Source organism: Streptomyces sp. NBC_00846 (assembly GCF_045207325.1).
GTDB lineage: Bacteria > Actinomycetota > Actinomycetes > Streptomycetales > Streptomycetaceae > Streptomyces.
Window position 1 is genome coordinate 3,532,042 of sequence record NZ_CP108846.1, and the last position, 19,113, is coordinate 3,551,154.

A 19,113-nucleotide genomic window follows, 5' to 3' on the forward strand; every position below is an offset into this window, starting at 1 on the left:
CGGGCTCTTCGCGAAAGATCGAGGCTAACCTGCCATCAGGTCAGATCGTCGGTGTGTCATCGACGATCTCCTTGTGCGGTTCGACAATGAACCTCCAGCCATCGCTGGGCTCCAGGAACCGCACTCGGGTCGGGTAGATGTCCAGGGCACGGCGGTCGCGGTTTTGGCTGTTCGTGTTCTTCCGCCCCCGGGCCGGCTCCTCGTACAGGTCGACCTTGACGTCCGGCACCGCGACGGATTCCTCGCTCCAGCGCTGAACGATCCCCGCGCCGAACGCGTCCCGCGCAGCGGAGTAGAGCGAATCCAGGGATTCCTTGTTCCCGTCGGGCACGAAGAGGGCGAGGTTCAGAAGGATGCCGGCACTCTGGAGAACCTCGATTTCTTCCCCTGCTTTGTCGGCAATCCAGATCCCACGCTCTTCGACATTGTCCGGGAGGACATGAATTTCCTCACCGAAGATCGTCCTCGCGATGAAGGACCCTCCCTCGAAATTCTTACCCGGCTTCGTAAGGAAAGCCGGAGCGTAGCAGTCGAGAGGAAGGCCATCCATCTCCGCCGAGACGAAGATGTCGTCCTGGAGGCCCAATTCTGAAACCTCTCCGGCCGTAAGACGTCGAGCCGTAACCTTCTCGGTATTCACGCCATTCCCCTTTTTTCGCGGCGTCCTGTAAATCCATTAGGACTATATCATGAAAGCGAACAGTCGGTCCCTTTACACACGCCTTCGCGCTCACGATAGTACAGGCAACCCTCCGAGTAATTCCTTCCGACGGAACAGCAGACAAACCCCCTTCGAACCGCCGACGAAACGCAGCCCCGTAGAGAAATACGGTGAGGCCCAAGAGGTGGCTCACCGCTTCGGCGGAGTCTTCGGAATCAAGTCGGCCGCCAAGTGAAATGCGAGCGGTCTTGGTCGAATGGCAACCCGGCGACCCGATCGCGCGAACCACGGCGGTCGCCTCTCCGACAGGGCACTTCACGCCTCGCCCCTACGGCCGCCTTCGCGTGGCCGCCGTCTCTTCACCCACGGCCCATGCGGATCGATTGGAGTAGTACCGGCGCTCCCAATCCAATCGATCCGCACCAGCACATTACGCGAGTTCGGTTCTCGTCACCCGCTCCACCATGGAGGCCCTGGTCAGACACCGGGGCCTATTTGTTGCCGGCCGGCCGACGGCCGCTCCGCAATGATTGACGGACGAGAGCGTACGCGGCTGACAGCCGTGTTACAGGCCCCCGGGGTGCTGCGAGAGCCCATCCGGGGGCGCGCGCTCTGCATCCCGTTCCGCAGGGATCGCGGTGATGACGTCGATCCCACCGTCGCATGGACGGAAAAGCCATCCGCGATTCCTCGGCGCGAGGATGACGCCTGCCGTATCGAAGTCCGCGACCTTGCGCAGCAAGGGATCGAAAGTCGTGGGCCGGTTCGCGGGAGTCCCCATATATGGGAGTCCCCATATAGAGGTGCGTGTACGTGCGGAAATCGGGCACCTCGGTCTCGTCCGCCAAAACGGTCCGCCAGTGGTCGCCTGGGCCGACCCGCTCCAATTTCGGTTTCCGCGCGGAGATGGATCGCCGCTCCACCGGACGGGCACATGGCTCTATTCGCGAGTGAGTCGTGAAGCAAGTGGAGAGGCATGACTCGTCTTGGGCGCGAGGGCGGTGTGCCGCAGGCGGCCGGCGCCTCGGTGCGGGAGTGCAGCAGACGCCGGGCGGGCTGCGGAAAAGGTCTGGACTGCCTGCTACGGGCCCTGCCGCCGCGCTCCGGACTCCGGGCCCGTAGGCGTTGGCCCGCAGGTGGCTACGCGCCGGGACGGCCATGTCACCGCAGCGGGCCCGACACCTCTCGGTGTCGGGCCCGCTGGGCGGTCGGCGCGTGGGCCGGGGTGCCTGGTCGGCACCCCGGCTCATGCGTCAGGCGTGGGAGCCGGCCTTGCGACGGCGTACGACGAACACCGCACCCGCGCCGATCGCCAGGGCCGCGCCGCTCGCGAGGGCGAGCTGCGACGTCGGGGAGGACGAGCCCGTGGCGGCGAGGCTGCCGCTCACGGGACTGGCCGACGCGCCGCTCTGCGGCTTGAGGTCCGAGGTGTTCGGCTTGGTCTTGCCGGGCTTGGCGTCGTCGACCTTGCCGGGCTTGGCGTCGTCAACCTTGCCGGGCTTGCTTCCCGCGGCGGCGATCAGGAACTCGTAGCCCTCAAAGTCCGCGCTGCCGCAGATGCGACCGTCGTCGTTGAAGTAGTCACCGCCGACGAAGGTGACGCCGTTGCCCGCGGGGGCCGAGGCGTCGATCGTGAGGCGCATCTTGACGTCGGCGTGGGCACCCGCCTTCAGCGGACTGATGGCGTCCATGTAGTTCCTGTTGTCGACGGTCTTCCACGTCGAGGACGAGGCGGACAACCACTGCAGGTGCACCAGGTCGTCGATGCCCTTGAGCCCGCTCCGGTCGGTCGCCTCGATGTGGGCGAACGGAAGCACCCTTTCCATCGTCTCGTCGGTGCCGTTGGTCACCCGGAGATTGAAGTTGACCTTCGTGCCGGCGGCGACTGTGGACGGCAGACCCGTGAGGACCATGGTGAGCTTGGCCTCGGCGAAGCAGCCCGAGCCGTCCCACTCCCTCGCCTCGGACAGTGCCTTGTTGGCGGCGGTCTTGGCAGCGAGTGCCGCCTTGGTGGCCTTCTGCGCCTGGCCCAGCGTCCGGGCTGCGGCGACCCGCTCGTCGTCACGCGCGTCCAGGGCCTCCACGACCTTGGCATCGGCGGCGGCCTTGGCCTCACCGGCGGCTACGGCGGCGGCTTCTGCCGTGGTGAGAGTCGTCGCCGCGGCGGCCTTCTCCTCCTCGGTGGCCGTCTCCGGGAGGGCGTCGACCGCTGCCTTGGCGTCGACGACCGCCTGATCGGCGTCGGTCTTCGCGGAGGCGGCGTCGGCCGCCGCGGCCTGGGCGGCCTTGGCCGCCACGGCCAGCGGAGCGGTGTCGGACATGGCCGCTTCCAGAGCCGCGCGGGCGGCGCTCTCGGCCGCTACGGCGTCGTCGTACGCCGCCTCCGCTGCTGCGACGGCCTTTTCCAGCTCCGTGATGGACGGCAGGTGCTGCGTCTGCGCTGCCGGCTTGTCGTCGGCGAACGCGGGGGTGACCGACAGCAGGAGGGCAGGCGTGGTCACTGCGGCGGCAACAGCTGTGGCAAGAATCCGGCGAATCTTCACAAGAGCCCTTCGGGGTCCGAAAAGAGAAGAAAGGGTCGCAGCGGAATGGGACACGCAGATGCGACTTGAGGTGATCGTATGGCCGGGGCAACGGCCGACCGTCACAATTTTTTCACCTGTTCCGGCCGACACCACAACACCGGGACAGACAGAAGAGACGAAAGGGTGCAGTTGCTTTCACTGCCTGTGCTTTCACTGTGAGGAACGCCACATGAACCTGGATGCGTCGCTCTACGCCTCCCCCGGCGCCGCCCCACCCGGCGAGCGCCCGCACCTCCGCGCACGCGACCCTGCTGCCGGAACGCATCCCATCCGGGCAGATGCCGCCTGTGACGTCGACCGTCCCGAAGACCTGGAGGCACTGGTCCACTGCGCTCACCACCTGGGCGGCCGGGAGAAGAGCCGGGGCGTTTCCGTCAAGGAACTCCACAGGGAAGCGATCGAGGCCGCGAAGCAACTCGCACGCCGCACCGCGCCCCATCCGTACGCCTCAGAGCGGTGACCAGCGGTGGATACGGGGCCTTCGCCCACCTCGGCAGTGAGCCACCGGGACCGCCGTTTCCGCAAGTCAGGGGCTACTTCGACACTCAGCGTGCCATGGATTCCCAAGCTCAGAACGCGGGTTCGAAGATTCACGGCGCAGCGGACTTCACCGCCGACTACGTCATACGGCGGCAATAGATATGTCCCGACTTGCCTAAGTTGCCGGATCTGGTCAAGGTTGCCTGAAAGGTGAGACACGTCACGACCACACTTGCATGCCTCACCTGCCCTACAGAGGGAGAGCGACCATGACTGGCAGTTCCCATGCGCATGGCTCAGGGGACACGCAGGTGCGGCACCCCGTCCAGGAGACGCTGGCGCACCCCGTGCAGATGGTGACGACGGCAGTGGAGAAGGTCCCTGGCGCCGAGAAGGTCAAGGTGGTCTTCGACGGTGTTCTGGACTCCGTCGGAATCGTCTCGCCCCATGCACGGCGTGTCGCGGCGTACACCGGTGCCGGGCTGCTCGGCGTGGCCGGTGTGGTCGAGTGGCCAGTGGTCGCGGCGGGCGCTGCCGTGGTGTGGCTCACGCAGCCGCGTCCCAAGGATGCCGCGGCGGTCCAGGCAGCAGGCGAGGCCCGCGCCGAAGGACTGCAGGCGAAGCACGCCGCCAAGTCGGCCAAGGCGTCGACCGCCGCCGGGAAGGCAAAGACCCGTCCGGGCAAGGCCACGTCGGGGACGGCGAAAACCCGCGCGCCCAAGTCGACGAGCACCTCGGGCACGGCAAAGGCCCGCTCGACCAAGCGCGCCACCACGAGCGCCACGAACACCTCGCGCACCAAGGCAGGTGGGCGGAAGAAGCCTTAGACGCCGGCCTTCCACCCGCTCCGACGACCGTTCCGTCCCCGGCCCGTGCGGTAAGCCCGCGAAGGTGAGACATGCTGCTCCGCTTGCTGACCGGGCTGCCCGCCGTGGCCCTCCAGAACGCCTTGGCTGCCCCCGTCGAGGCCACCCGCCGGATCGCCCCGCCGGCCACCGACACGGCGCGGATGGTAGCTGAGCTTGTGAGCGCCGGTGCGCGTGGCGTTGCAAGCGGCGCGGCGGCGGTGTCGGCGACCGCACTGCGGGTCGGCAGGGTCGCTCGCAACGCCGTGACCCCTCAGGTCGGTTACTGGCGTGCCGGGTCCCGCATGCACCTCGCACTGCGGCAACATCCGGACGCGCAGGAGTCCACCGTGGAGCGCCTCGAAGCCGCCTGCGAGAAGGTGGCCGTCGAGCTGGCCGAGCACCCCGATGTGCTGATCGCCTACTGGGACGGCGGCCTGGAGCGTCTGGTCATGGAGACCACCGAGGGCGCGGTCGACGAGCAGTTGGTGGACCGGGTGTCCGAACTTGCCGCCGAACACGGGCTGGTGCACGTCGCCGACCAGACGCTGGAACACACGCACCCGGGTGCAGCCGGCGGCGTGCGCGCCAATGCTGTCGCCGTGGCGTGCGACGCGGCGGGCATCGCCACCGCCCTCGCGGCAAGAACGGCCTTTCTGAAGCCCGTGCCGGAGGTCGTCGTGGCCGCGGTCGTCGTGATGCGCGAGGACTCCCGGGTACGGACGGTGCTGAGCCGCGCGCTGGGCTCGGACCTGGCCGATCTGGTGCTCGCCGCGGCCCATGCGGCTGTCTGCGGGATCGGGCAGTCGCCGAGTCCGCTCCTGCTCGACGCGGCATTGCGGACCGCCCAGTTGGTGGAGTCGGTTGCCCAGCTCGCGACGTTCGACGCCCTGCACGACACGCTGTGCGCCCCGGACAGGCCGACCGTGGCCGGAGACGATGTCGTACGTCCGCCGCTGCGTTCGTGCCCCGGTGAGCAGTACGCCGACGCCGCGATCAACGGGATGCTGGGCGGCGCCGTCACCACGCTCCTGTTCACCCGCAGCCTCGATGGGGCGGCCGAGACCGCACTGGCCGGTTCGCCCAAGGCTGCGCGCTACGGTCCGGCGGCCTTCACCGCGGCGCTCGGCAGTGCCCTGGCGCGCGAGGACGTGCTGGTCCGCAACCCGGAGCGGCTGCGGAGGCTGGAGCTCGTGGACACCGTGGTCCTGCATCCCGAAGCGCTGCGCAGCACCCGGCGCACCGTGCTCGAGGTCCATCCCAGCATGACCGGCTGGGATCACCGCCGGCTGTGGCGGGCGTCCACCGCAGCCCTGAGTGCGCCCGGGGACGGGGCGATGCCGTCCGGGGAGCCGAGGCTCCGCCTGCGACCGGTGCCCGACGAGATGGCGTCGAGCACGGGTCTTTCGGACACGGGACTGCCGGACACGGGACTGATGATCGCGTCGGCGCGCGGCACAGATGTCGGTACGGTCCTGGTCGGCCGGGAGGTCGACCCGATGGCCGAGGCCGTGTTGGACGCGGCACGCCGGGCGGGCCTGCACGTTGTCGTACTGGACGACCACTCACTCGGTGAGTTCGGGACCCTGGCCGACCAACTCGCCTCCGCCGAACTCCCGTTGGCCGACGTAGTGGCCGGCCTGCAGAGCGACGGGCGGACGGTCCTCACGGTGGCGCGCGTGCCGGTCGACCGAGCGGCGCCGCAAAGGGCGTTGACCGCTGCCGCCCGCGACGTACTCAACGGGCTGCTCCGCAGCGACATCGCCGTCGCCGTCGCCGACGAGCGCAGCGCTGTCGTCTGGGACGCGGACATTCTGCCCCTGCGCGGGCTGGAGGGTGCGTGGCGGTTGCTGTCCGCCGTGCCCGCGGCACGGACGGTCAGCCGACGGGCCAAGTTCCTCGCCGAGGCGGGCGCCACGCTCTCCGAGCTCCTGGTGCTCACCCGCGGGGCCCGGACGCAACGGGTCCCCTTCCCCCTCGAACTGCGGATCAGCCCGGTCAACATCGCCACCGCCGCGGCTCTGGTGTCGGGCTGGTGCACCGCACTGGGTACTGCCACCGGTACGCCCCCGCACCCCAGGCCGCGGGTGCCTTGGCACGCTCTGCATCCGGAGGAGGTCATGGCCCGGCTGGCGAGGGCGCCGCGGGCCGCGCCCACCGCATGGGCGACGGTGCGGGCCCGGGCCGACCACGTCGTGGGCGCCGCAGCCACCCACCCGGCCTTCGCGCCGGCGCGGCTCGGCGCACGTCTGGCAGGCGCCACGTGGGCCGAACTCGACGATCCGTTCACCCCCATCCTGCTGATCGGTGCCACCGCGTCCGCACTGCTGGGATCCGCCGTGGACGCGTTCCTCGTCGTCGGCGCCGTCGCGGGGAACGCCGTGGTCGGCGGAGTACAGCGGCTGCGCGCGGAGCAGGCGCTGTCCGAGCTCGTCACAGGGCAACGGCGAACAGCCCGGCTCCTGCCCGACGTGTCAGCAGATGAGGCGTCCCTTGTCGAGGCCGAACGACTGGCGCCCGGCGAAGTGATCGAGTTGCGCACCAACGACGTCGTGCCGGCCGACGCGCGCCTGCTGGAGGTCAGCGGCTTCGAGGTCGACGAGTCCTCGCTGACCGGCGAGTCACTGCCCACTCGCAAACAAGTGGCCGCCGTACCGGAGGCGTCCGTCGCCGACCGCAGTTCCATGGCCTTCGAGGGCACCACTGTGGTGGCCGGCCGTGCCCGCGCCGTGGTGGTGGGCACCGGCGACCAGACCGAAGCCGGCCGCGCGGCGTCCCTCGCCGCCCGGGTCCCCACCTCGGCAGGGGTCCAGGCACGACTGCACCAGCTGACCCGCCGGGTCCTGCCCCTCACCCTCGCCGGCGGCGCCACGGTGGCCGGGCTGTCCATGCTGCGCGGCCGCCCGGTGCGCACCGCGCTCCAGGGTGGGCTTGCAGTCGCGGTGGCCGCCGTCCCCGAGGGCATGCCCTTGGTGGCGACGGTGGCACAGATGGCCGCGGCACGGCGGCTCAGCAGGCTGGGTGTCCTGGTACGCACGCCGCGCAGCCTGGAGGCCCTGGGGCGCGTGGACACCATGTGCTTCGACAAGACCGGGACCCTCACAGAGAACCGGTTGCGGGTGGTCCGTCTGGTCACTGCCGACGGCGCCGAGCACCCGGCGTCCGGCCCCGAAGCGGAACAGATCCTTCGCGTCGCCGCCCGAGCCTGCCCCCGCGTCGCCGAGCAGCCGGGCGTCCACGCTCACGCCACCGACGAGGCCATCCTGGTGGCCGCCCCGCGCGAGACCGGGTGGACCAGCGTGCGGGCCCAGCCCTTCGAGGCGAGCCGGGGCTACGCGGCCACCATCGGACGGGACGCCGACGGCGACGACATGTTGGTCGTCAAGGGGGCGCCTGAAGTCATGCTGCCGTGCTGCCCCGATGCGGATCCGACAGCCGTCGAGACGGCACATGCTCTTGCCGCCCAGGGCCTGCGGCTGCTGGCCGTCGCCCAGCGCCGCCTCGCCGCGGACGAGGCGGCGGAGGCCCTGGACAAGCCTCTTGAACTGCTGGAACTCATCGGCTTCGTGGCACTTGCCGACAGCCCTCGCGCCAGTTCGGCCCCGCTCGTGGCCGGTCTCGGCGAGATCGGCGTACGACCCGTCATGCTCACCGGCGACCACCCTCAGACCGCCCGTTCCGTGGCGGTGGCTCTGGGCTGGCCATCGGATGTCACGGTCGTCACCGGCGACGAGCTGGCCGCACTCGACCGGGCGGGGCGGGCGGGCCTGCTCCGGGACTGCGGCGTCGTGGCCCGCGTCGCACCCGAGCAGAAGCTGCAGGTGGTCGAGGCGCTCCGGGAGGCGGGACGCGTCGTGGGCATGGTCGGGGACGGCGCCAACGACGCCGCCGCCATCCGCGCCGCCGATGTCGGGATCGGCATCGCGGCACGCGGATCGGCCGCCGCGCGCAACGCCGCAGACCTCGTGATCACCAACGACGAACTGTCGGTTCTCATCGATGCCATCGGCGAGGGCCGTGCCCTGTGGCGCAGCGTGGCCGACGGGATCAGCATTCTGCTCGGAGGGAACGCCGGCGAGGTCGGCTTCTCCGTACTCGGCACCTTGCTGTCCGGTACATCGCCACTGTCGACGCGTCAGCTGCTGCTGGTCAACCTGCTCACCGACATGTTCCCGGCGATGGCGGTCGCGGTCACTCCCCACGATCCGGAACCCACCGGTGAGCCCGGCGCAGCCGACGGCGCACCCGTGGGTCTCGCCGTCCTCGGCCCGCCACTGACCCGCCAGATCCGCCACCGTGGCGTGATCACCGGAATCGGCGCGGCCATCGCATGGCTGCTCGGCAGGCTCACTCCGGGCTCGGCGCGGCGCACCAGCACGATGGCCCTGTGCGGTGTGGTCGGCGCCCAGCTCACCCAGACCGTCGTCGGACGCCGCCACAGCCCATTGGTCCTGGGCACCGTCCTCGGCACCGCCGCCGTGCTCATCGCCCTCGTCCAGACGCCGGTCGTCAGCCACTTCTTCGGGTGCACGCCGCTGGGCCCTCTGGCGTGGGCCGGCGTGGCCGTCGCCGTCGGCGCCGCCGCCCTCGGGCCCCGCGTACTGCCGCAGGCCGAGCGGCTGCTGGCCGACCTCACCTCGCGAGTGCCTCCCGTGGTGCGGCTCGTCCACTGACGAGCTCCGGACCGCCGGTGCCGTAGTTGCCCGGGACAGCGCCACAACGGCTTCGGGCGGGGGTGCACATCGCCGACGACGCTGCGGGCCCCCGGGCTCAGTCGGGCCCTTGGCCCCCCAGTGTGCGCCGCTGGATCAGCCGTGAAATGTCCTTCGCGGTGACGATCCCCACCAGATGGTTCCCGTCCACGACGAGAATGCGCATGCCAGTACCCGGGCGGAGCTTGTCGAGAGCCTCATTCAGAAGATCACCCGGGGCGGCAACCGCGCACTGTGACAACGGGATCGCCACGTCGCGCACGCGCAGCGCCTCCTGGCGCGCTCCCGGTATCCGGGCAAGCCTGCGTATCTGAACGATCCCGCTGGGACGACCTTCGAAATCGAGCAGCGGCACGACGGAATGGCGGGATTTCACTGCCACCTCGTCGATGAAATGCCGGATGGTCAGCCAGTCGGCGCCGGTGGTCACCGGGCTGGACATGACATCGGCGACCTTGACGCCCCGCAGTTCTGTGTGGATCACGGCACGCTGCCGTTCCGCGCCGGCGACGACTGTGATGAAGAGACCGACGAAGACGAGCCACAGCCCGCCCGGCGCCCCGCGCAGGAAGGAGATCCAGCCGAAGGCCATCATCAGGCCGCCCACGACCTGACCGCTTCGGGAGGCCACCCGATCCGCACGTTCCCGGTCTCCGGTACGCCACCACAACAGCGCCTGCACCACCCTTCCGCCGTCGAGCGGCGCAGCGGGAAGGAGGTTGAATGCGCCCAGGAACAGGTTCGCCCAGCCGAGCCACACCAGAACGGCGGCGGGCACCGCCCAGCCGGACATCGCGTGCAGCCCGATTCCCGCTCCGAATGCGGCGCCTCCGATGACCAGGCTGGTGAGCGGCCCGCTGATCGCCACCGCGAAAGCCACCGCGGCCGTCGGCGGTCGCCCCATCCTGGTCATCCCGCCCAGCGCCCACAGCGTCACATCCTGTACCGCGATCTTCTTCCTGCGGGCAGTCGCGGCGTGGGCCGTCTCGTGGAGCAGGAGGCTGCCCATGAGCAGCAGGGCCCCCACGGCACTGGCGAAGGTGTACACCGCGTCCGGGCGCCCTGGAGTCCATGCGGGAAGGGTCTGGCGGCCGAGGCCGTACGCGAACACAACCACCAGCAGCGGCACGCTCCAGTGCATCCGCAGTGGTACCCCGACAACTTGTCCGACACGGACCGAGCCGTTCATCGTCGTCTCCCGTCGGCCCGGCACCCGGTTCACCGGGCAGGACCTAGCGACCTGACTCCATGAACCGACCAGCACGGCACCCACCCACAATTGTCGCTCTCTTGTTGTCACCAACACGCGTCATCGTCCGCAGCCGCGTCGGAACTGGACGTCGGTCGGACTGAACGGGTCTATCGGCAATTGCCGGGAGAGCCGCTCAGCATGCCGCTACCGTGACACGGCGGAACTGCCGGCAGTGTCGGGGCAGGCAGGCCCCGCTCGCACCGGCTGCATGCCGGGCTGCGCCCTCCCGGGAGCATGCGCTGCCCTCGTGGACTCCGCTCGTGCTGGATAGGCTGTGCGGAACGCGTCAGGAATCGCGCGCTGGTGTGCCGGGAAGTCTGGTCGGCGGTCTGGAGACAGGTGTCTCCCGACGTTTGCCGATGCCCCCGGAGGACTACCCCCATGCCGGATACCCCACGCGAGCGTTCCCCCTTCCTCGGCCTCTTGCCGTGGGACGAGCGCCCGGCGGTCAGCGAGGCGCTGCGGACCGAAACCGCCGGCGGTCCGGTCCTGCCGGCCGTGGCGGTCGTGGCCCTGATCCGGGCGAATTCTGCCGGGCGCGGTGCGTACGAGTCGGTGGGCGATGCTCATGTCGGGGTCAGCTCCCTGGCGCTCGACCTGTCGGTCGGGCACCGGGCCTCGGACGGCCTGTTGTACGCGAGCGTCTCGGCGGTGGGGGGCGGTTCACCGTCGGGGTGGGCGGTGCCGATGGCCACCGGCACGGCGTTCACGCCGGCCGTCCTCACCGTCCTCGGCACCAGTCTTCCCTGGGCGCCGCGCGTGTTTCTGCCGGCCTTTGCGATGGCCGACGCTCTCGGCCCGATCCTGATCAACGCCCTGTTCTTCATCGCCGACGGCATCCCGGACATCTGCCGGCGCGAACAGCGCGTGCCGGTCGTCGCCACCGGCGCGAACCACCGCGTGCGAACCGTTCTGCACAGCATGGACCTGGACCGGTTCCTCAGCCACCCCGACGACAAGCCACGACACGAGGAGCACCGGTGAGCACCCCCGAGGCAACCACTGACTGCTTCCATGGATACACGGACCTGCTGGCCACGGCAGCCGCGACCGGCCGCCGTCTCACTCGCCGCGAGCTCGATGCCCTGCGCACATTCGGCGAGCAGGCCGCGGGAAACGGGGCGGCGTTGCGCCAGGTCGTCTCGAACCATCTCGAAGCCGCTCGTTCGGCTTGGCCGGGCCCACCCGTACCGGTCGACAGCGCCCTCGCCGTCATGTCCCAGGCCATCGACGCACTGGCCGAGGGATACGACCAGGCCCAGCACTTCGCCATCCGGCAACAGGAAGCCGCCCGCCGCGAATTCATCGATGACCTCCTCTACGGACGCAGCAACCTCGGCCGTCTGGCCGAACGCGCGGAACGCTTCGGCCTGCGTCTGTCCCACGCCCATGCCGTCGCCGTGACCCAAGGTGCCGCCCCCTACGCCGAAGGCGACGAAGTGCCCCGGAGGGTGGAACGCGCGGTGACCGGCCGCTTCGGTGCACGACAGATCCTCCTCACCACGAAGGAAGGACGGCTGATCTGCATAGCCCCCGGCGACCAGCGCGACGTGCTCACCTACTTCGCCAAACAGGCCCATGCCGCAACCGACGGCGGACGCACCGCGATCGGCCGCACCCACCGCGGAGCCGGCGGCGTCGTCCACTCCTACGAGGAAGCCCTCAACACCCTCGACCTCGCTATCCGCCTCAGCATGGACGCCCCTGTCCTCCACACCGCCGACCTGCTGGTCTACCCCGTCCTGACCCGCGACCGCCAGGCGATGGCCGACCTCGTACGCACCGCCCTCGGCCCCCTCCTCCAAGCACGAGGCGGCCCCAAAACCTCCCTCGACACCCTCACCGCGTATTTCGAAAGCGGCTGCAACGCAACCGAAACAGCACGTCGGCTCTCCCTCAGCGTCCGCGCCCTCACCTACCGCCTCGAACGCATCCACCAGCTCACCGGAACCAACCCCACCGACCCCCACCACCGCTACACCCTCCAAACCGCCGTCATCGGCGCCCGCCTCCTCAACTGGCCCGACCAGCGCCTCTGACCCCGAGGTGTCCTCTCCGACGCCACCTCGGCCCTCTCTCCGGCAGAGGCCCCGATTCGTCTGCATCGGTGGGAAGCCACTCCTGGCACTCGACCTGCGGAGCGGTCAGCAGCGTTGAACAGGGGCGCCGGGAGACCACGCCGGGAGAACCTCTTTGGTTCCCAAGCCCGGAAGGCGAGTTCGGCTCTCGTCGCCCGCTCGTGCGCCGAAGCCCGGGGCCGGATGACCGGGCCGGATGACCGGGCCGGATGACCGGGCCGGATGACCGGGGCTGGTGGCCGACCCGGACGGGTTCGTCCGGGAGGCCGCGCCGGTGACGTCCGCGCCCTGATCCGTCGCACCGCCGAGGACGCGAATTCGCTGGCGTGCGCGAGCTACTTGGTGCCGCCGGGGGAGATATCACCGGTGTTGTTCTCATCCGGGCGACAGCCGATCCGTTCCGCGGAAGTCGGCGCCGCAGCGACGCATGTACTGCACCGCACGGAGCCGGAGAGCGGAGAGCGGAGAGCGGACGGTACGGAACGTGCTGCCTGGTGCTGGAGTGGTTCTTCACGTCGCGCGGCGTGTGTCGCGCCGGTCCCCTGGGTGATTCATCGCTCACGACGGCCCGGTCCGGTACCTCGACGACAGAACGCCCGGCCGGGAAACCCCGGCCGGGCGCCTGTCCGAATCCCGGACCCTCACCGTGTGTACGTGCTTACGCCGGCTTCTCCTCCAGGCGGGGGAACAGCACCGCGCCCTTCGTCACCGTCGAGCCCACCGGGAGCCGGCCCCAGGTGCCCGCGTCCTGTACGCGCTGGTCGGACAGCGCGCCCAGGGACGGCTCGGCGCCGAGGGAGTCCCAGAGCTTCTGCGAGGTCTCCGGCATCACGGCGTTCAGCAGGACCGCGACGCCGCGCAGCGACTCGGCGGCCGTGTACAGGATCGTCGCGAGGCGGGCCTGGCCCTCGGGGGACGTGTCCTTGGCGACCTTCCAGGGCTCCTGCTCCGTGATGTAGCCGTTGACCTGCTTCACGAAGTCGAAGACCGCCAGGATGCCGGCCTGGAAGTCCAGCTCCTCGCCGATCTTCTCGTCGGCCGTCGCGACGGCCTTCGCCAGCCCCTCCTGGACCGCCTTCTCGGCGTCACCCGCGGCCGTGGCCTCGGGGAGCGCCCCGCCGAAGTACTTGCCGACCATGGCGGCGACGCGCGAGGCGAGGTTGCCGTAGTCGTTGGCGAGCTCGGAGGTGTAGCGGGCGGAGAAGTCCTCCCAGGAGAACGAGCCGTCGCTGCCGAAGGCAATGGCCCGCAGGAAGTACCAGCGGTACGCGTCCACGCCGAAGTGCGAGGTCAGGTCCTGCGGCTTGATGCCGGTCAGGTTCGACTTCGACATCTTCTCGCCGCCGACCATCAGCCAGCCGTTGGCCGCGATCCGGCCCGGCAGCGGCAGGCCCTGCGCCATCAGCATCGCGGGCCAGATCACCGCGTGGAAGCGCAGGATGTCCTTGCCGACCAGATGCACGTCGGCCGGGAACGTTCCGTCGAACTTCTCCTGGTTGGCGCCGTAGCCGACCGCCGTGGCGTAGTTCAGCAGGGCGTCGACCCACACGTAGATGACGTGCTTCTCGTCCCACGGCACCGGGACGCCCCAGTCGAAGGTCGAGCGGGAGATGGAGAGGTCCTGCAGGCCCTGCTTGACGAAGTTCACGACCTCGTTGCGGGCGGACTCGGGCTGGATGAAGCCGGGGTTGTTGGCGTAGAACTCCATCAGCTTCGGGCCGTAGGCGCTCAGCTTGAAGAAGTAGTTCTCCTCCTTGAGGATCTCCACCGGCGTCTTGTGGATCGGGCACAGCTTGACGCCGTCCTCGTCCTCGATGAGGTCGCCGGGGAGCTTGTACTCCTCGCAGCCCACGCAGTACGGGCCCTCGTAGCCGCCCTTGTAGATCTCGCCCTTGTCGTACAGGTCCTGCACGAACTCCTGCACCCGGTCGGTGTGCCGCTTCTCCGTCGTACGGATGAAGTCGTCGTTCGCGATGTTCAGGTGCTCCCAGAGGGGCTTCCAGGCCTCCTCCACGAGCTTGTCGCACCACTCCTGAGGGGTGACGTTGTTCGCCTCGGCAGTGCGCATGATCTTCTGACCGTGCTCGTCCGTGCCGGTGAGGTACCACACCTTCTCGCCGCGCTGGCGGTGCCAGCGCGTGAGCACGTCGCCTGCGACGGTCGTGTAGGCGTGGCCCAGGTGAGGAGCGTCGTTGACGTAGTAAATGGGGGTCGAGACGTAGTACGCCGTCGCCCCCTGCTTCTCGGATCCAGTGGCCGCCATGGTCGAAATCCTAACGGCCTGCGGAAGATCCACTCACCCCGATTACGGTCGGCCGCCCTCGGGCCCGGGGCCGAAGGGGTCCTCGGCGTGGACGGAGAAGGCGATCATGTCCAGCAACTCCGCCGGGGGGTCCGCCGAGGGCGGCGGGGTCACCGAGCGGGCCACCGACGGCCGGTCCACGCCATGGTGGTCCGGCACCTGGCCCAGCAGTTCCGCCAGGTCCTTCGCCGGAGCCAGGTGACAAGCTGTGCGGAGACCTTTGCGAAACATGCTTTCCCGTAACAAAGACGCATCCTGGGAGAGAGTGGACGCGCATGCACGAGGCAGGGGACATCACGATGCGGGTACTGGTCGCCGAGGACGAGGAGATGCTGGCGGAGCTGGTCGCCACCGGGCTGCGGCGTGCCGGGTTCGCCGTCGACACGGTGTACAGCGGCGACGCCGCCGTCGCCTACCTGGGGCTGCACGACTACGACGTCGTCGTCCTCGACCGCGATCTGCCACGGGTGCACGGTGACGACGTGGCGCGCGGGCTGGTCGCTTCCGGCTCCCGGACCAGAATCCTGATGCTCACCGCCGCCGGTTCCATGGAGGACCGGGTCGCCGGACTCGATCTCGGCGCCGACGACTATCTGGGCAAGCCGTTCGAGTTCCCCGAGCTGGTGTCGCGGGTACGGGCGCTGCGGCGGCGCAGCGCCCGCCCCGTACCGCCGCAGCTGGAGCGGCACGGCATCCGGCTCGACACCGTGCGGCGCACCGCTTCCCGGGAGGGGCGGGAGCTCGACCTCTCGCCGAAGGAGTTCTCGGTGCTCCAGCTGCTGCTGGAGGCGGACGGCGGGACCGTCAGCGCGGAGGAGCTGCTGGAGCGGGCCTGGGACGCCAATGCCGATCCGTTCACCGGCGCCGTACGCGTCTGCATGAGCAAGCTGCGGGGCAAACTCGGCGAACCGGCCCTGATCCGTACCGTGCAGGGCGTGGGGTACGCCCTGTGAAGCGCCCGTCACGCCTCCCGGGCATCGTCCTGCGCGCCGCGCGTGTCCCGCACGTCCAGCACTCCACGATCCGGACGCGGATCGCGCTCGTGTACGGCGGGGTGTTCCTGGTGCTCGGGACGGCGCTGCTCGCCACCGTCAACCTCGCCTCCCGCGCCGGTACGGACTCCCAGGCGCGCGCCATCGCCCGCACCGCCGCGGTCGTCCAGCCCGGCTACGCGGTGAACGGCCCCCTCGTCACCCGGCGGACTCTCGGCCCGCCCACCGTCTACGACCTCACCGACCACGTCAGCGACGCGGCCGGTCATCAGCTGCTCATCTGGTCCGTGGCCGCGCTGCTCGTCATGACGGCCTGCGCGGTCGCGGTGGGGTGGTGGACCGCGGGGCGGGTCCTGCGGCCCGTCCACGCCATGACCGCGAAGGCGCGCCGGCTCTCCGAGCACACCCTGCACGAACGGATCGCGTCCACCGGCCCCGACGACGAGCTGAAGGAGCTCGGCGACACGCTCGACGCGCTGCTGGCCCGGCTGGAGAAGGCGTTCGACAGCCAGCGCCGGTTCATCGCCAACGCCTCGCACGAACTGCGCACCCCCCTCGCCACCCAGCGGGCCGCGATCCAGATCGGTCTGGACGACCCGTCCCAGGAGGATCTCGTACGGACCCGGCAGACGCTCCTGGACAACAACCGGCGCAGCGAGCGGCTCATCGAGGGGCTGTTGGTCCTGGCGCGCAGCGAACGCGGACTCGCGACGGGCGAGCGGGACGCGGTGGACCTCGCGCAGGTGGTGGCGGAGGAGGCGGCGCGGCACCCGGGTGTGAACGTCGACGCCGGACGGTGCGCGGTACGCGGGAACCGGCTGCTGCTCGCCCAGCTGGTGGCGAATCTGCTGGCCAACGGCGTCACGTACAACGTGCCCGACGGGACGGTGGACGTGTCCCTGGTGGCGGTCGGCGGCGAGGCGCTGCTGGAGGTGCGCAACACCGGGCCCCTGGTCGACGCGGCGGACATCCCCGGGCTGTTCGAGCCGTTCCGGCGGGGCGAGGGCAAGGACCGGATGGGACGGGGGTCGGGACTCGGACTCTCGATCGTGCGTTCTATTGCGGTGGCGCACGGCGGTACGGTCACGGCGGTGCCGGGCCCCGTGGGCGGGCTCGCCGTGACCGTACGCCTGCCGCTGGATCAGCCTTCGGGCGCCGCTTCGCGCGCCGCGACCCAGGCGGGGAGGGCGGCGAGGACCTCGCGGTAGAACGTGGCGTCCGCGACCTCGCGGGGGGCGGGGCCCGCGTGGAAGAACCCGGCGTTCGGGACGTCCAGCTTCCGCAGGAAGTCGAAGCCCTTCGCGTCCTCGTCGCCGAACGCGACGAACTGGAAGAACAGCGGTAGCCGCGCCGCGTCGGCCAGCGCCTGCTTGGCGGGCTGCTTGGCGTCCGGCGGGCCGTCCGTCTGGAAGATCACCAGCGCGGGGCCGGTCGCCTCCGACTTCTCGTAGTGCGCGACGACCTCTTCGACGGCGCGGTGGTAGTTCGTACGGCCGAGGCGGCCCAGGCCCGCGTTCAGTTCGTCGATCCGGCCCTCGTGGGCGGCGAGGTCGACCGTGCCGGTGCCGTCGATGTCGGTCGAGAAGAAGACGACGGGGACGGTGGCGCTCTCGTCCAGGTGCGCGGCGAGGGCCACGGTGCGGTCGCCCAGGTGCTGGGCGCTGCCGTCCTTGTAGAACGGCCGCATGGAGCCGGAGCGGTCGAAGACCAGGTAGACGGTGGCGCGCAGCCCGGTCAGCCCGTGCGCCTCCAGCGCGGCCCGGGCCGCCGTGTACGGCTCGACGAGCCCGGGCGCACTGGACTTGACCCGGGCGAGGGGGAGGGCGGGCCGGGCTGCGTCGGGGGCGGGGGCGGGGGCCGCTTCGGCTTCGGGGGCGGCGGCCGGGGTTGCTTCGGACGCCGGAGCGGGGGCCGACGTGGCCTCCGGCTCGGTCTCAGGGGCGGGGGCGGGTGCGGGTGCGGCCTCCGGCTCGGGTGCGGGTGCGGGTGCGGCAGCGGTGACCGGCTCAGGCTCCGGCTCGGTCTCGGGGGCGGGGGCGGGGGCGGGTGCGGTCTCCGGCTCGGCGGGGGCCTCCGCCGTGGCGGGTTCGGGCTCGGCGGCGGGATCCGCCGTCGGCTCGGCGGCGGGAGCGACGGGCTCGGCCTCGGTGGTGGCGGGCTCCGGCTCGGCGACAACCGCGACAGGCTCGGCCTCAGCGGTAGCGGGCTGGGTCCCGGTCTCGGTGGCGGCAGCGGCCTTGGGCTCGGCCGGGGCCTCCTCCGGGGCCTCGGCCTTGACGGGCTCGGCCTCCGGCTCGTCCTCGACGGCAACGTCGGCCTCGGCGACGGCCGTGGACTCCGGCTCCGCGACCGGCTCGATCTCGGTGGCCTCCGCAGCCACCGGCTCCAGCTCGGTCCCAGTGGTAGGTGCGGCCACCGGCTCGATCTCGGTGGCCTCCGCAGCCACCGGCTCCAGCTCGGTCCCAGTGGTAGGTGCGGCCACCGGCTCGATCTCGGTCTCGGTGACCTCCGCAGCCACCGGCTCCGGCTCGGTCCCAGTGGTAGGTGCGGCCACCGGCTCGATCTCGGTCTCGGTGACCTCCGCAGCCACCGGCTCCGGCTCGGTCCCAGTGGTGGGTGCGGCCACCGGATCCGTGGCCTCGGCCTCCGCCGGCTTCGGCTTCGGCTTCAGCTTCGGAGCCGAGCCCTGGGAGGGGACCGTGGACAGGGACGCCTTGTCGAAGGCCGCCGCCACCAGGTCCGATGCCAGACCGCTGTCGCCGGTGGCGGACCGGGGCGAGGCGGGGGCCGGCACCGAGGCCTTGGTGGCCGGGGCGGTTTCGCGCACCGCGGCGGATTCCTTGGCGGGCTCGTCCACCGTCGTCGTGACCGGCTCCGACTCCGCGGGCGCGGTGCGTTCGGTCTGGGGCGGGACCGTGGCCGTCGGCGCCGGCGCGTCCTGCTCCGCGCGGTCGCGGCCGAACACCTTGCGCAGCAAGCTCCGAATGCCCATGGGCGAGGCCTTTCGCGTGAGTTGGGTGCGATAAATGTCCGACCTGCGGGATTCATCCCTGGCCAGGGCGGATACGTAAGGTTAGCGGCCGGATCCGGCCGTTCGGCGGTGCGGCCCGCCCGTGGGACAACTGAGCCGCAACCGAGTTCCGACCGAGTCCTGTGCGCATGCCGTGCCGACCTGATGTACGTCGTTCAAATGTGCCCACCTGGTC

General features: G+C 70.6%; 13 protein-coding genes. 7 read left to right on the forward strand and 6 right to left on the reverse strand.

All coding sequences use genetic code 11. The annotated features are described in order from the left end of the window. Window positions 1-40: 40 nt before the first annotated feature. Window positions 41-640 (reverse strand): hypothetical protein, encoded by a 600-nt coding sequence (locus OG936_RS16255; protein WP_406495505.1) that lies wholly within the window; start codon window positions 638-640, stop codon window positions 41-43. A gap of 1,274 nt (window positions 641-1,914) precedes the next feature. Continuing rightward, window positions 1,915-3,204 carry an LAETG motif-containing sortase-dependent surface protein gene (locus OG936_RS16260; RefSeq protein WP_406495506.1) on the reverse strand — a complete coding sequence of 430 codons (1,290 nt, stop codon included), beginning with the start codon at window positions 3,202-3,204 and terminating at the stop codon, window positions 1,915-1,917. Window positions 3,205-3,415: 211 nt separating this feature from the next. Here OG936_RS16260 and OG936_RS16265 point away from each other — a divergent pair, with 211 nt between their 5' ends. The 3 genes from OG936_RS16265 to OG936_RS16275 all read left to right on the forward strand — a co-directional run bounded on the left by OG936_RS16265 (window position 3,416) and on the right by OG936_RS16275 (window position 9,244). Continuing rightward, on the forward strand, window positions 3,416-3,706 hold the full coding sequence (locus OG936_RS16265) for a hypothetical protein (protein WP_406495507.1): 291 nt from the start codon (window positions 3,416-3,418) through the stop codon (window positions 3,704-3,706). A 289-nt stretch (window positions 3,707-3,995) separates the two neighbouring features. Beyond that, complete coding sequence (locus OG936_RS16270; protein ID WP_406495509.1) at window positions 3,996-4,553, forward strand: hypothetical protein; 558 nt, start codon at window positions 3,996-3,998, stop codon at window positions 4,551-4,553. Window positions 4,554-4,624: 71 nt separating this feature from the next. Beyond that, window positions 4,625-9,244 (forward strand): cation-translocating P-type ATPase, encoded by a 4,620-nt coding sequence (locus OG936_RS16275; RefSeq protein WP_406495510.1) that lies wholly within the window; start codon window positions 4,625-4,627, stop codon window positions 9,242-9,244. A gap of 97 nt (window positions 9,245-9,341) precedes the next feature. On the opposite strand, the gene OG936_RS16280 is transcribed toward OG936_RS16275, so the two are convergent. Beyond that, window positions 9,342-10,472, reverse strand: coding sequence for a site-2 protease family protein (locus OG936_RS16280; protein WP_406495511.1), 1,131 nt, complete (start codon window positions 10,470-10,472; stop codon window positions 9,342-9,344). Between the two features lie 444 nt (window positions 10,473-10,916). Between OG936_RS16280 and OG936_RS16285 the strand changes: the two genes are divergently transcribed. Next, on the forward strand, window positions 10,917-11,519 hold the full coding sequence (locus tag OG936_RS16285; protein WP_406495513.1) for a Na+/H+ antiporter NhaA: 603 nt from the start codon (window positions 10,917-10,919) through the stop codon (window positions 11,517-11,519). Next, entirely contained in the window at window positions 11,516-12,574 is a 1,059-nt protein-coding gene (locus OG936_RS16290; protein ID WP_383752297.1) for a PucR family transcriptional regulator, read from the forward strand. Before OG936_RS16285 ends, OG936_RS16290 begins: the two co-directional genes overlap by 4 nt. A 697-nt stretch (window positions 12,575-13,271) precedes the next feature. Here OG936_RS16290 and metG read toward each other — a convergent pair. Together metG and OG936_RS16300 are read right to left on the reverse strand one after the other, a co-directional pair. After that, complete coding sequence (gene metG / locus OG936_RS16295; RefSeq protein ID WP_406495515.1) at window positions 13,272-14,876, reverse strand: methionine--tRNA ligase; 1,605 nt, start codon at window positions 14,874-14,876, stop codon at window positions 13,272-13,274. 42 nt (window positions 14,877-14,918) lie between these two features. Continuing rightward, on the reverse strand, window positions 14,919-15,146 hold the full coding sequence (locus tag OG936_RS16300) for a hypothetical protein (RefSeq protein ID WP_406495516.1): 228 nt from the start codon (window positions 15,144-15,146) through the stop codon (window positions 14,919-14,921). Between the two features lie 68 nt (window positions 15,147-15,214). On the opposite strand from OG936_RS16300, the gene OG936_RS16305 reads away from it, so the two are divergent. Together OG936_RS16305 and OG936_RS16310 are read left to right on the forward strand one after the other, a co-directional pair. Beyond that, a complete protein-coding gene (locus OG936_RS16305; protein ID WP_383752489.1) occupies window positions 15,215-15,868 on the forward strand; it encodes a response regulator transcription factor in 654 nt (217 codons plus the stop codon). Further along, window positions 15,865-17,115, forward strand: a complete 1,251-nt coding sequence (locus OG936_RS16310) for a sensor histidine kinase (protein WP_406495517.1) — start codon at window positions 15,865-15,867, stop codon at window positions 17,113-17,115. Before OG936_RS16305 ends, OG936_RS16310 begins: the two co-directional genes overlap by 4 nt. Here OG936_RS16310 and OG936_RS16315 read toward each other — a convergent pair. Then, the gene (locus OG936_RS16315) at window positions 17,049-18,899 is read right to left on the reverse strand and encodes a VWA domain-containing protein (RefSeq protein WP_406495519.1); all 1,851 of its coding nucleotides are present in this window, start codon (window positions 18,897-18,899) and stop codon (window positions 17,049-17,051) included. The genes OG936_RS16310 and OG936_RS16315 overlap by 67 nt on opposite strands. Between the last annotated feature and the right edge of the window lie 214 nt (window positions 18,900-19,113).

Bases quoted from the DNA above. Each gene is read 5' to 3' on its own strand.
- OG936_RS16265 (WP_406495507.1), top strand. From the start codon at position 3,416: ATGAACCTGGATGCGTCGCTCTACGCCTCCCCCGGCGCCGCCCCACCC.
- OG936_RS16305 (WP_383752489.1), top strand. From the start codon at position 15,215: ATGCGGGTACTGGTCGCCGAGGACGAGGAGATGCTGGCGGAGCTGGTC.
- metG (WP_406495515.1), bottom strand. From the start codon at position 14,876: ATGGCGGCCACTGGATCCGAGAAGCAGGGGGCGACGGCGTACTACGTC.
- OG936_RS16315 (WP_406495519.1), bottom strand. From the start codon at position 18,899: ATGGGCATTCGGAGCTTGCTGCGCAAGGTGTTCGGCCGCGACCGCGCG.
- OG936_RS16300 (WP_406495516.1), bottom strand. From the start codon at position 15,146: ATGTTTCGCAAAGGTCTCCGCACAGCTTGTCACCTGGCTCCGGCGAAG.
- OG936_RS16280 (WP_406495511.1), bottom strand. From the start codon at position 10,472: ATGAACGGCTCGGTCCGTGTCGGACAAGTTGTCGGGGTACCACTGCGG.
- OG936_RS16275 (WP_406495510.1), top strand. From the start codon at position 4,625: ATGCTGCTCCGCTTGCTGACCGGGCTGCCCGCCGTGGCCCTCCAGAAC.
- OG936_RS16270 (WP_406495509.1), top strand. From the start codon at position 3,996: ATGACTGGCAGTTCCCATGCGCATGGCTCAGGGGACACGCAGGTGCGG.
- OG936_RS16285 (WP_406495513.1), top strand. From the start codon at position 10,917: ATGCCGGATACCCCACGCGAGCGTTCCCCCTTCCTCGGCCTCTTGCCG.